Raw genomic sequence first — 12,109 nt, forward strand, 5'->3', positions numbered from 1 at the left:
AGGTAACGTTTTGTAACAGCAACACGCTATGCTGGACGCCAAGTTGTTGCCAGGCCTGAGGCCCGGCCCGAGCGCCAGCAACCCCGGCTGAATGGCGCCCGCCCCCGGGACCCGGGCGGCCCGCAGGCTGGGATAGCATCGCCGCGCTCGTGCCGTGGCGGTACGTTTGCGCCCACGGAGGCCTTGAAAATGCTGGATATCGTACTGGTCGAAGACGATGCCCGCCTGGGTACGATGGTCAGCGACTATCTGCGCCGGCATGGCTACCAGGTGGCCCACGAGCGCAGCGGTGAGCGTGCGGTGACCCGGATCCTGACCGAGAAGCCGGCCCTGGTCCTGCTCGACGTCGGCCTGCCCGATCAGGATGGTTTCGAAGTGTGTCGGCAGATCCGACCCCACTATGACGGCATCATCTGCGTGCTGACCGCCCGCACCGACAACATCGACCAGGTGCTGGGACTGGAGCTGGGCGCCGACGATTACATCGGCAAACCCATCGAACCGCGGGTGCTGCTGGCCCGCCTGCGTGCGCACCTGCGCCGCCATCGCCGGGTCGAACCACGCGACGGCAGCCTGCGCTTCGGCGAGCTGAACATCGACCCGTCCACCCGCAATGTGCACCTGCAGGGCGCCCTGCTGGAACTGACCACCGCCGAGTTCGACCTGCTGTTCCTGCTGGCCAGCAACGCGGGGCAGATCCTCGACCGCGACGCGCTGCTGCGCGGCCTGCGTGGCATCGCCTTTGACGGCCTGGACCGTTCGATCGATGCACGCATCTCACGCCTGCGCCGCAAGCTGGGCGACAACCCTGAACAACCGGAGCGGATCAAGACCGTCCGTGGACGCGGCTACCTGTTCAGCCGCTCGGCATGGGGATGAAGCGCACGCCCTCGGCGATGCGCGGCCACGCCTTCCACTTCCTGCGCTACGGCATCGGCTTCCTGGTCGCCCATCTGCTGCTGATCGTGCTCGGCCTGTGGGCCTGGGACGCGCTGCTGGAAGACCGCACCGAAGCCGGGCTCCAGGCCGAAATGCGTGGCACCCATGCCCTGCTGCAGCACCGCTTCGCCGAAACCCCGCGCGAGCAGTGGCCGACGCTGGCGCGCCAACTGGACGCTGATTTCGCCTATGCCCTGCGCATGGTGCCGTTGGCCGAGGCGATGAAGGAGCTGCCGGCCAGCCAGCGTCCCCCCTTCAACAACGGCCGCGTGCAGATCGACCTGGAGCACATGCGCAGCCTTCAGCGGATCGGCGACAGCGACTACGCGGTGATGCTGGGGCCGTTGGACGAAGCGCTGCCCGACGAGGGCTGGCAGGACAGCGAAGTGTCCGGCGTGGCCATCCTGCTGCTGATCCTGATGGTGGCCGTGGCACTGCCGATGTACGTGATGGTCTACCGCCTGTGGCGTGACGTCTCGCAGTTGGCACAGGCGGCGCGGCAGATGCGCGACGGACAGCTGGACACGCGTGCGCCACGCGCGGGCACCGCGCTGGTGCGGCCGCTGGCCAATGCCTTCAACCATATGGCCGAGCAGCTGCAGCAGCTGCTGGAAAGCCAGCGCGTTCTGGCGCAGGCAGTGGCACATGAAGTGCGCACCCCACTGGCACGGATGCGCTTCGGCCTGGCTGACCTGGAGGACACCGCGCTGGACGAGATCCAGCGTGATGCCCTGGGCGGCCTGCGCACCGACATTGATCGGCTGCAGCACCTCACCGATGCCGGCGTCGAGTACGCCGCACTCGGTCGCTGCCATCAGCTGACCCGGCAGCGCCTGCAACTGGCGGCACTGGTACGCGGGGTAGTGGCCCAGTTCGCGCCGTTGCCGATGCCCGTGCAGCAGGCGCTGTCGCCGGTCGGCCTGGTCAACGTCAACCGGCACATGCTGGAACTGGCATTGCGCAACCTGCTCGGCAATGCCCTGCGCTACGCACGGCGGCAGATCCGTATCGCCAGCACCGTCAACGACGGCTGGCTATGCCTGCAGGTGGAGGACGACGGCCCCGGCATCGCACCCGAACTGCGCGGCCAGGTGCTTCAACCCTATGTGCGGCTGGATCCGGGCAGCCCCGGGTTCGGCCTCGGCCTGGCGCTGGTGCAGGTAGTGGCCGACAAGCATGGCGGCCACGTTGAAGTGACCGATTCGGAGCTGGGCGGTGCCTGCATCCGCCTGCACCTGCCGCTGGAAAGCGGCGGCGTGGTGGAGTGCGAGGCGGCCTGCTAGGCTGCCGGTTCCGCGCGCGGCAACGCAAACACGAACAGCGCGCCGCGCTCGCTGTCACGCAGTTCGATGCGACGGCCGTGCAGCTGCACGATGCGCTGCACGATCAGCAGGCCCAACCCGCCGTTCTCGCCACGTCGCGCGCCCAGCGCGGCCGGTGCCTGGAACAGCTGTGTGCGCAGTGCAGGGGCAACACCAGGACCATCATCGGCCACGCTCACTTCCACGCTGTCCGGCGTCGCGCGCAGACGCACCTCGATCCGGCCATCGTCGGGCGCATGCCGCAGCGCGTTGTCGAGCAGGTTGGTCAGCACCCGCTCGACCAGGCCCAGATCGGCGCGCACCAGCGGCAGGCCTGGCGGGAACTCCGCGAGCAGGCGCTGGTTGCGCGCCTGCGCCGCCAGCTCGAACTTCTGCAGCACGTCCTGCAGCAGCTCCGGCAGCGCGAACACTTCCCACTCCAGCCGCACTTCGCCGTGCTCCAGCCGCGCCAGCTCGAACAGCGCGCGTGCCAGCCGACCGACCTTGGCACTCTGCGCCAGGGCGATGCCAAGATAGCGGCGGCGCTCGTCCGGTGACAGCGTGGCATCCTTCAACGCCAGCGTTTCCAGGTAGCCGTGCAGCGACGACAGCGGCGTGCGCAGGTCGTGCGAAATATTGGCGACCAGCTCGCGCCGCTGCAGGTCCTGCTGGCGCAGCTGCTGCCATTGCTCGCCCAGCCGCTGTGCCATCTGCGCGTGCGCGTGTTCCAGGATCACCAGCTCGTCGCGCTCACCGGGGCGCAGCGGCTCCGGCGCCGGCAACGGCGTGGGTGCATCCATGTCGAAGGCCTGGATGCGCCGGGTCAGCCGCCGCAGCGGACGGGTCACCCAGTAGAACGCTACCAGCCCGGCCAGCAGGCCCAGGCTGCCGACCAGCATCACCGACCACAGCGTGGTGTTCCACTGGCTGCCGGCGGCAAGGTCGTCGGACAACATCTGGCGGTGTTCGCCGACCAGCACCACGTACACATAGCCAGCCTGGCGACCCTGCACGATCAGCGGCGCTGCACTGAACACCTTGCGGCCATCCGCGCTGCGCGGGTCATCGCCGAGGATCGGCAACGGTGCACCGGCCAGCAGCCGGCGCAGCGGTGCCACGTCCACCCGGTTGCGCACCAGATGCCCACTGGGTGCATCGTGGCCAAGGATGCGACCCTGGTCGTCCAGCAGGTAGACCTCGACGCTGGGGTTGACCGCCATCAGCTGGCCGAACAGCGCGCGCACCGCGGCATCACGCATGCCGCTGGTATCCATCAGCTCGCTGCGCTGGGCGATGTGCTCGGCCAGGCCCAGCGACAACCGCTGCACCACTTCCTGCTCGTGGCGGGTATTGGCACGCATCTGCAGCGCCAGCAACGCCATGCAGCACATCAGCATCAGCGCGGCGATCACCGCCGCCAGCTTCTGCCACAGGTTCGGCTTGATCATGCCGCCGCCCCGGCCGGATCGACCAGCTTGTAGCCGCGTCCCCACACCGTCAGCAGGCGCCGCGGGTTGGCCGGGTCCGGCTCGATCTTGCTGCGCAGCCGATTGATGTGGGTGTTGACTGTGTGCTCGTAACCGTCGTGCTGGTAGCCCCAGACCTGGTTGAGCAGTTCCATGCGTGCGAACACCTGGTCTGGATGGCGGGCGAAGAACAGCAGCAGGTCGAACTCGCGCGGGGTCAGCTCCAATGGGTTGCCATCCACCGAGACGGTGCGTGCAACCGGGTCCAGCTGCAGCCCACCCAGCTCGATCGCGCCGGCATCGATGCGTGCGCTCTGCGCCATCGCCTCGGCGCGGCGCAGCAATGCGCGCACCCGTGCCACCAGTTCCGGCATCGAGAAGGGCTTGGCCAGGTAGTCATCCGCACCCAGTTCCAGGCCGACGATGCGCTGGGTTTCGCTGCCGCGCGCGCTGATGATGATGATCGGCACATAGCGCGCCATCGCGCGTGCACGCTGGCAGACCTGCAGGCCGTCCACGCCGGGCAGCATCACGTCCAGCACCAGCGCATCCCACGGGCCGTCCTGCTCAAGCAGGCGCAGGCCGGCATCGCCACTGGCGGCATGGGCGACGTCGTAACCCTCATCGCCCAGATGCATGCGCAGCAGGTCGGCGATGTGGGCATCGTCTTCAACGATCAGCACGCGTTTGGTCGACATCGGCAGCTCGGGGCCAGTGGGGAGGCTGGCTGCATTGTGGCGCGGGATTGCCGCCGATACCTCACGAAAAATTGAATCCTGCGTGAGGATTCGTTGACCCGGGCGGGCGCAGCATGGCCCCGTCGCCCCTTCCCGGAGTCCGCCATGTCCCTGTCCCGCCGCCATCTGCTGGGCCTGGGCGGTGTTGCCACCGCCGCCGGCCTGTTCGGCCTGGGGGCCTGCAGCCGCGCCGCGCCGGCGGCCGCCGAAGCGCGCCCGTCGCGACAGTTCGAGGTCATGCACAGCGATGCGCAGTGGCGCCAGCAGCTGACCCCGGCGCAGTACGCGGTGCTGCGCCAGCAGGCCACCGAGCGCCCGTACAGCAGCCCGCTCAACCAGGAACACCGGCAGGGCACCTTCGCCTGCGCAGGCTGTGCGCTGCCGCTGTTCTCCTCCTCCACCAAGTTCGAGAGCGGCACCGGCTGGCCCAGCTTCTGGGCGCCGCTGCACAACGCCATCGGCGAAGACCGCGATGTCACCTTCGGGATGCTGCGGGTGGAGGTGCACTGCCGCCGCTGCGGTGGCCACCTCGGCCATGTGTTCAACGACGGCCCGCGCCCGACCGGGCTGCGCTACTGCATGAATGGTGCGGCGATGGTGTTCGTTCCAGGTGCCGCCGAGGGCGGCACTGCCGATGGCTGGCGGGTGCCGGTCGGTTCTTCCCCTGCTTCCGGAGCCTGACGATGCTGCTGTTGCTGCTTGCCTACCTCGGGGGCGCGCTGACCCTGCTCAGTCCCTGCATCCTGCCGGTGCTGCCGTTCGTGTTCGCGCGTGCCGACCGTCCGTTCCTGCGCAGCACGCTGCCGCTGCTGCTGGGCATGGCGCTCACTTTCACCGTGGTCGCCAGCCTGGCCGCGGTGGGCAGCCAATGGGTGGCGCAGGCCAACCAGGTCGGACGCTGGATCGCCCTGCTGCTGATGGCGCTGTTCGCGGTGGCACTGCTATGGCCACGACTGGCCGACCATCTGCTGGCGCCGTTCCAGCGTGTGGGTGCACGCCTGAGCGCGCGTGCCGATGCCGCTGATGCTGCTGGGCATGGCGGCGCATGGACCTCGCTGTTGATCGGCATCGCCACCGGCCTGCTGTGGGCACCATGCGCCGGGCCGATCCTCGGCCTGGTGCTGACCGGTGCGGCCCTGCATGGCGCCAGCGTCGGTACCAGTGCGCTGCTGCTGGCCTATGCACTGGGTGCGATCACCGCACTGGCGCTGGCGGTGTGGGTGGGCGGCCGCGTGTTCCGTGCACTGCAGGCGCGGCTTGGCCTCGGCGATGTGCTGCGCAAGGTGCTGGGCGTGGCCGCGCTGCTGGCGGTGGTGGCGATCGGCATGGGCTGGGATACCGGCCTGCTCACCCGTCTTTCAACGGTCAGCACCGCGCGTATCGAGCAGGGCCTGCTGGATGCGGTGCCCGGCGCGCAGCCGGCGGCACCGCCGATGATGATGATGGCCGGTGCCAACGCCGCGGCCGATGCACCGTTGCCGGTGGAAGGCACCCTGCCCGCGCTGGACGGCGCCACCGGCTGGCTCAACAGCCCGCCGCTGACGGCCCAGCAGCTGCGCGGCAAGGTGGTACTGGTCGATTTCTGGACGTACTCGTGCATCAACTGCCTGCGCGCGATGCCGTTCGTGCACGAATGGGAACGCCGCTACCGCGACCACGGCCTGGTGGTGGTCGGCGTGCACACCCCGGAATTCGCCTTCGAGCGTGACCCGCGCAACGTCATGAAGGCGGTGCAGCAGCTGAAGGTCGAGTACCCGGTGGCGCTCGACAACCAGTACACGATCTGGCGCGCGTTCAACAACCGCTACTGGCCGGCGCAGTACTTCGTCGATGCACAGGGCAACATCCGCGGCCACCAGTTCGGCGAAGGCAACTATGCGCGCTCGGAACAGATGATCCGCCGCCTGCTGACCGAAGCCGGCCAGACCCATCTGCCGCCACCGGCCGATCCCGCTGCCGCCGACCTGAAGGGCGTGGCCGCGCAGGCCGACATGGGCAATCTGCGCTCGCCGGAAACCTATCTGGGCCACGCCCGCGCCGAGCAGTTCGCCTCGCCCGGCGGGCAGCGCAGCGACGCTGCGTTCGACTACACGTTGCCGGCCACCCTGGCGTTGAACCAGTGGGGGCTGTCCGGGCACTGGACCGTCACCGATGAAGCGGCACAGCTGCAGCAGGCTGGTGGCCGCATCGCCTTCCAGTTCCATGCGCGCGACCTGCACCTGGTGCTGGCACCGGCCCACGACGGCACGCCGGTGCGTTTCCGGGTCTGGCTGGACGGCAAGCCGCTGCCCGCCGCCGATGCCGGCAGCGATGTCGGAGCCGATGGCAGCGGCGTGGTCGACGAGCACCGCCTGTACCAGCTGATCCGCCAGCGCGGCACGGTCGGCCCGCACCGCTTCGAGATCGAGTTCCTCGATGCGGGCGTGCAGGCCTATGCCTTCACCTTTGGTTGAAACGGGAGGACATGATGAAACTCTCCTTTGAACAGGGCGTTGCTGCCGGTGTTGCAGGCCTGGTGGCCACGGCATTGATCGCCGGTGTGCTGCTGGTTGACCACGGCGCCATCGCGGCACCGGTCGAAGCCAGCGCACAGACCGGCGCGCTGCCAGCACCCAGCGGCGATGCCGCGTTCCGCGATGACGCCACCCACGCCAGCGTGGTGTTTGCCGGTGGCTGCTTCTGGGGGGTGCAGGGCGTGTTCCAGCACGTCAAGGGCGTGAGCAATGCCGTCTCCGGTTATATCGGCGGCAGCGCCGCCAACGCGCGTTACGAACGGGTCAGCAGCGGCCAGACCGGCCATGCCGAGGCGGTGAAGATCGACTATGACCCGCGCCAGGTCAGCTACGGGCAGTTGCTGCAGGTGTTCTTCTCGGTGGCACACGACCCGACCCAGCTCAACCGCCAGGGGCCGGACCACGGCAGCCAGTACCGGTCGGCGATCTTCACTGACGACGCCCGCCAGCAGGCGGCCAGCCGCGCCTACATCGCCCAGCTCGGCCAGGCCGGCAGCTACCGCGCGCCGATCGTCACCCAGCTGGTCAGCGGCCAGCGCTTCTACCCGGCCGAGAGCTACCACCAGAACTACATGACGAACTACCCGCAGGCGGCCTACATCCGCTACTACGACGCACCGAAGCTGGCCACGCTGGGCAGGCAGTTCCCGGCGTTGTACCGGCGCGATGCGGCGCTGGTGCCGATGCGGTAACGACCCGGGTAGTGCCGGCCGCTGGCCGGCTCCTGGGGATCCAGGGATTGCCGGCCAGCGGCCGGCACTACCTGCAAAAAAAAAACGCACGGCCATCCAGCCGTGCGCTTGGAAAGTACCGGCCACGCCCCGATCAGGCCCGGCCGACAACGACATGCTAGGCTCGCCATCATCATGGGTACAGCACCAGATGGCGGGAAATTCGATGGATACAGATGACCAGAGCGCGATGATCCCGCCCCGCTACCAACGGCTGTCCGACGAACTGGCCGAGGCCATTCACGGCGGTCGCCTTCCGGTTGGCAGCCGCCTGCCCTCGCTGCGGCAGATGGCCTCACAACGCAGGCTCAGCCTCAACACGGTGATTGCCGCCTATCGCCAGCTGGAAGACGCTGGTCTGGTGATTCCTCGGCCCAAGGCCGGCTTCGAGGTCGCGCCACGACTGTCGGTGCCGGAACGCTCGTTGCGCGATGTGCCCTCGGCACCCACTGCACCGCTGCAGCAGGTGTTGATGGCGCGCGTGCTTGAGGCGCAGCGCCGCCCGGGCGTGATCGATCTGGCCTTCGCCGGCCCGCGCGGTCGCCAGTTCTATCCCGGCGCGCAGCTGGCCAAGCACACCGCGCAGGTACTACGCCATGGCCAGCAGACGGTGGAGACCTACGCGCGCCCGAATGGTTCGCCGCGGCTGCTGGCGCAGATCGTGCGCCGCGGTCCGCGCATGGGCCTGCACACCCACGCCGGGCGCCTGCTGCTGACCCACGGTGCAATGGAAGCGCTGCAGCTGGCATTGCGTGCGGTGACCCAACCCGGCGACGCGGTCGGCATCGAGGCACCGTCCTACTTCAATCTGTACCCGTTGCTGGCCAACCTCGGCCTGCAGGCCATCGAACTGCCCACCCATCCGCAGCAGGGCCTAGATGTCGATGCGCTGGACACGCTGCTGGAGCACACATCGCTGGCCGCGCTGGTGGTGATGCCGACCGTGCACAACCCGCTGGGCTGCACCATGCCGATGGACGCCAAGCAACGCCTCGCCGAGCTGGTCAATGCACGCCAACTGCCGTTGATCGAGGATGCGGTGTACGCCGAGCTGCAGTTCTGCGAGCCGCCGGCGCCGCTGCTGAAGGCGTTTGATCGCGACGGTTGGGTGATGGTGGTCGGCGGCTTTTCCAAGACGCTGGCGCCGGACTATCGCATCGGCTGGCTCGATGGTGGCCGCTTCGCCGAACGCATCGCACTGCTGAAGTTCCAGTCCACCGGTGGTGAGCCGCAGCTGCTGGGTGACGCGGTAGCGGCCTATCTGGAAGCGGGCAGCTACGAGCACCACCTGCATCGCATGCGTCGCCTGTATCGCGAACAGGTCGGACGGCTGCGCCAGCTTGTGGCCGAGCATTTCCCGGCGGGCACCCGCGCCACTGAACCGCAGGGCGGCTTCCTGCTGTGGCTGGAACTGCCGGGCATCGATACGCGCGAACTGTTTGAGCGTGCGCTGCAGGAGGACATCGTGTTCATGCCCGGCCAGGTGTATTCACGTGGCGCGCGGTATCGCCATTGCCTGCGGCTGTCGTGCTGCCAGACGCTGGATGCGCGCTTCATTGGGGCGGTGGAGCGGCTGGGCGCGATCGCGCGGGAGCTGGCGTCTGCAGCACGGTAGTGCCGGCCGCTGGCCGGCAACATCGGGATCACCGGATCGAAGCAGTTGCCGGCCAGCGCCCGGCACTACCCTCAGCCATCGCCAAGGTGCACTGCGAGCTGTGCACCGCCCGCACCCGGCAGATGTGGCAGCCGGCCCCAGCACGGCATCGGCAGGCGCTGCTGCAGCGTGGCGAAGTTCTCGTCCTGGCGCTGCATGGCCGGGTCGATGTGGTTGCCGATCCAGCCCAGGCACTCCACGCCACTGGCCTGCAGCGACTGCGCGGTCAGCCGCGCATGGTTGACGCAGCCCAGCCGCATGCCCACCACCAGCAGCACCGGCAACCGCAGTGCGCGCACCAGGTCGAGCTGGTCCAGCGTGGCCGAGACCGGCGCCAGCCAACCACCGACGCCCTCCACTACCACGATGTCGGCCTGCGCGCGCAGGCGTTCGAACGCGGCCACGATCGGCGCCAGCTCCACCTGCACGCCGTCCTCGGCAGCGGCCAGCTCCGGTGCCAGCGGCTGCCGCAGCGCATACGGATTCAGATCGGCGTAGTCCGGCACCGGCCAGCTGGCTGCCTGCAGCGCCAGCGCGTCCTCGTTGCGCAGGCCCTGTCCCAGATCCTCGCTGCCGCTGGCCACCGGCTTCATGCCAACCGCGCGCAGGCCACGCCGGCGCAGCGCATGCAGCAGCGCGGTGCTTGCCGCGGTCTTGCCGATCTCGGTATCGGTGCCGGTAACGAAGAGGGCTGGCGGCAGCGGGGTGGGCAACGGCATCAAGGGCTCCAGCAGGGCAACAGTGCGTGCATTATCACCGGCCCGGCGCGCTTGCTAGACTGCTGGCATGTTCGCCAATGCCTCGCTCACCGGCAGCAAGCCGGAACAATACGCCCAGCTGCTGGAACAGGCCCGTGGCCTGGTCTACGGCGAGTCCGACCGCATCGCCAACGCGGCCAACCTCTCTGCGCTGGTCTACCATGCCCTGCCCGACCTGAACTGGGTGGGCTTCTATCTGTACGACGGCAAGGAACTGGTGGTCGGCCCGTTCCAGGGCCTGCCGGCCTGCGTGCGCATCCCGCTGGACAAGGGCGTGTGCGGAGCCGCCGCCAGCCAGCGCGTGACCCAGCGCGTGGAGGACGTCGACGCCTTCCCCGGCCATATCGCCTGCGATTCGGCCTCGCGCTCGGAACTGGTGGTGCCGCTGCTGCGCGGCGATGAACTGATCGGCGTGTTCGATATCGACAGCCCGAAGGTCGGCCGCTTCGACGCAGAAGATCAGGCCGGCCTGGAAGCCATCGCCCGCGTGTTCGTCGAGGCGTTGGGATGAGCACGCCGAAGCTGCGCAACATCGGCCCGAAAAGTGCGGCGTGGCTGCGCCAGGTCGGCCTGCGCAGCCGCGACGACCTGGTCGCGATCGGAGCCGTCGGCGCCTTCGTCAAGGTCAAGCGCGCCGGCTTCAAGCCCAGCCTGAACCTGCTGTACTCGCTGGAAGGCGCGTTGCTGGACTGCCATTGGCAGGAGCTGAGCGAGCCACAGCGTGAAGCACTGGTGCAGGATTACGAAGCGCGCATCGCTGCGCATCCGCTGAAGGCAGCCGGCCCGGCCTCGGGCCCGGTGCATGAGCAGCGCTTCGATGCCGACGATGACGCTGAGGACAGCGTGACCGAGGACGCGGACGAGGATTGACTGCACCGGTAGTGCCGGCCGCTGGCCGGCAACTGCATGGTCTTTTCATCGGTCCTGAAGCTGCCGGCCAGCGGCCGGCACTACCGCTGTGATGCGGGATCGGTAGCGCCGGGCCATGCCCGGCGAGTGCGATCAAGGCTGCTGCAGCTCCAGCAGCTCACCCACCAGCCCGACCTCGCCACGCTCCAGCCACACCCGCAGGCGGGTGCCGTGGTCGATACGCAGGGCCCAGCACAGCGACATCGGCAGGCCGCAGACCTGCGACAGCACCATGCGCAACGGGCCACCGTGGCTGACCACCAGCGTCGGCACCGGGTCATCGTCATCCAGCAGGCGATCCAGCGCGCGCGCGATGCGCCGCTCGAAATGCCCCCAGCTCTCGCCGTTCGGCGGTGGGAACGCATGCGGATCGGCGTGGAAGGCGGCCAGCGCATCTTCCGGCAGGTCGAACAGCGATTGCCCGTCCCAGTCGCCAAAATCCAGCTCTTCCCATTCCTCGTCCGCTTCGACGTCCAGCCCGCGCGGGGTGGCCAGCGCCATGGCCGTATGCAGCGAACGCAGCCGCGGCGAACTGACCACCCGCTCCCAGCGCTGCCCGGCATAGGCCTCGACCAGCTCCTTCGGCAGGCCGGCCAGCTGCGGTGGGTCGCTGCGGCCATCGAGGTATTCATCACGGCCGTTGCCGGCATGGCGGACCAGGTCGAGGATCATGCGCGCGTCCCGGACGGGCAACGCAGGTACAGCGGAAAACGGGCGGACATCGGCAACGGCACCACGGGATCGAGCAACCATTCTAAAGGCACAGCAAAGGCAGTCGTGCAGGCGCGACGCAACGGCACTGCCTGCGATGCCGTAGACTGCGCGCACTTCCAGGTGACCTGCGGCCCCGGCCGGCAGGTTGAAACGGGAAGCCGGTGACGCGTGATTCCACGCCAGGCCGGCGCTGCCCCCGCAACGGTAAGCACGTCAGTTCCAGGCAACAACGCCACTGTGCCACAGGCATGGGAAGGCGCCTGGACGGTGGCCTCGCGCCACCCGGCGGCGAGCCCGGAGACCGGCCCGGAAGCCTCAGGTCGCGATGCGGTGGGCATGGCGCTGGATGACCGTGGCGCGCGCTGCGGCGTCGGCGCGTGCCTGCCT

Annotated in this window: 12 protein-coding genes and 1 riboswitch; of the genes, 8 read left to right on the plus strand and 4 right to left on the minus strand. The window is 68.8% G+C overall.

Translation table 11 applies throughout. The features are described from left to right. The first annotated feature begins 189 nt into the window (after window positions 1-189). Both AC5P57_RS20375 and AC5P57_RS20380 read left to right on the plus strand, forming a co-directional pair. Window positions 190-879 (plus strand): winged helix-turn-helix domain-containing protein, encoded by a 690-nt coding sequence (locus AC5P57_RS20375; protein ID WP_495219767.1) that lies wholly within the window; start codon window positions 190-192, stop codon window positions 877-879. Beyond that, complete coding sequence (locus AC5P57_RS20380; RefSeq protein ID WP_262235265.1) at window positions 876-2,222, plus strand: ATP-binding protein; 1,347 nt, start codon at window positions 876-878, stop codon at window positions 2,220-2,222. The genes AC5P57_RS20375 and AC5P57_RS20380 overlap by 4 nt, the downstream gene beginning before the upstream one ends. Here the strand turns inward: AC5P57_RS20380 and AC5P57_RS20385 are convergent. Both AC5P57_RS20385 and AC5P57_RS20390 read right to left on the minus strand, forming a co-directional pair. Further along, window positions 2,219-3,688, minus strand: a complete 1,470-nt coding sequence (locus AC5P57_RS20385; protein WP_262235264.1) for a sensor histidine kinase — start codon at window positions 3,686-3,688, stop codon at window positions 2,219-2,221. The two genes, AC5P57_RS20380 and AC5P57_RS20385, sit on opposite strands and share 4 nt — an antisense overlap. After that, window positions 3,685-4,404: a response regulator transcription factor gene (locus tag AC5P57_RS20390; RefSeq protein WP_262235263.1), complete on the minus strand. Its 720-nt coding sequence runs from the start codon at window positions 4,402-4,404 to the stop codon at window positions 3,685-3,687. The genes AC5P57_RS20385 and AC5P57_RS20390 overlap by 4 nt, the downstream gene beginning before the upstream one ends. 144 nt (window positions 4,405-4,548) lie before the next feature. Between AC5P57_RS20390 and msrB the strand changes: the two genes are divergently transcribed. The 4 genes from msrB (at window position 4,549) to AC5P57_RS20410 (ending at window position 9,302) form a co-directional block, all read left to right on the plus strand. Then, the gene (msrB, locus tag AC5P57_RS20395) at window positions 4,549-5,124 is read left to right on the plus strand and encodes a peptide-methionine (R)-S-oxide reductase MsrB (protein WP_099552590.1); all 576 of its coding nucleotides are present in this window, start codon (window positions 4,549-4,551) and stop codon (window positions 5,122-5,124) included. Between the two features lie 2 nt (window positions 5,125-5,126). Next, window positions 5,127-6,896, plus strand: coding sequence for a cytochrome c biogenesis protein DipZ (locus tag AC5P57_RS20400; RefSeq protein ID WP_262235262.1), 1,770 nt, complete (start codon window positions 5,127-5,129; stop codon window positions 6,894-6,896). Window positions 6,897-6,910: 14 nt separating this feature from the next. Next, on the plus strand, window positions 6,911-7,648 hold the full coding sequence (gene msrA / locus AC5P57_RS20405) for a peptide-methionine (S)-S-oxide reductase MsrA (protein ID WP_495219768.1): 738 nt from the start codon (window positions 6,911-6,913) through the stop codon (window positions 7,646-7,648). A 205-nt stretch (window positions 7,649-7,853) separates the two neighbouring features. Further along, on the plus strand, window positions 7,854-9,302 hold the full coding sequence (locus AC5P57_RS20410; RefSeq protein ID WP_099552588.1) for an aminotransferase-like domain-containing protein: 1,449 nt from the start codon (window positions 7,854-7,856) through the stop codon (window positions 9,300-9,302). Between the two features lie 71 nt (window positions 9,303-9,373). Here AC5P57_RS20410 and bioD read toward each other — a convergent pair whose 3' ends face one another. Beyond that, window positions 9,374-10,060 carry a dethiobiotin synthase gene (gene bioD, locus AC5P57_RS20415; protein ID WP_262235260.1) on the minus strand — a complete coding sequence of 229 codons (687 nt, stop codon included), beginning with the start codon at window positions 10,058-10,060 and terminating at the stop codon, window positions 9,374-9,376. A gap of 67 nt (window positions 10,061-10,127) precedes the next feature. Here bioD and AC5P57_RS20420 point away from each other — a divergent pair, with 67 nt between their 5' ends. Next, on the plus strand, window positions 10,128-10,610 hold the full coding sequence (locus AC5P57_RS20420; RefSeq protein ID WP_099552586.1) for a GAF domain-containing protein: 483 nt from the start codon (window positions 10,128-10,130) through the stop codon (window positions 10,608-10,610). Then, on the plus strand, window positions 10,607-10,969 hold the full coding sequence (locus AC5P57_RS20425; protein ID WP_142807180.1) for a TfoX/Sxy family protein: 363 nt from the start codon (window positions 10,607-10,609) through the stop codon (window positions 10,967-10,969). Before AC5P57_RS20420 ends, AC5P57_RS20425 begins: the two co-directional genes overlap by 4 nt. A 132-nt stretch (window positions 10,970-11,101) precedes the next feature. Here AC5P57_RS20425 and AC5P57_RS20430 read toward each other — a convergent pair whose 3' ends face one another. Beyond that, complete coding sequence (locus tag AC5P57_RS20430; RefSeq protein WP_099552584.1) at window positions 11,102-11,680, minus strand: histidine phosphatase family protein; 579 nt, start codon at window positions 11,678-11,680, stop codon at window positions 11,102-11,104. 143 nt (window positions 11,681-11,823) lie between these two features. Beyond that, window positions 11,824-12,046: riboswitch (cobalamin riboswitch) on the plus strand. Window positions 12,047-12,109: the final 63 nt, after the last annotated feature.

The organism is Stenotrophomonas sp. YJH_SMC_79 (assembly GCF_059367995.1).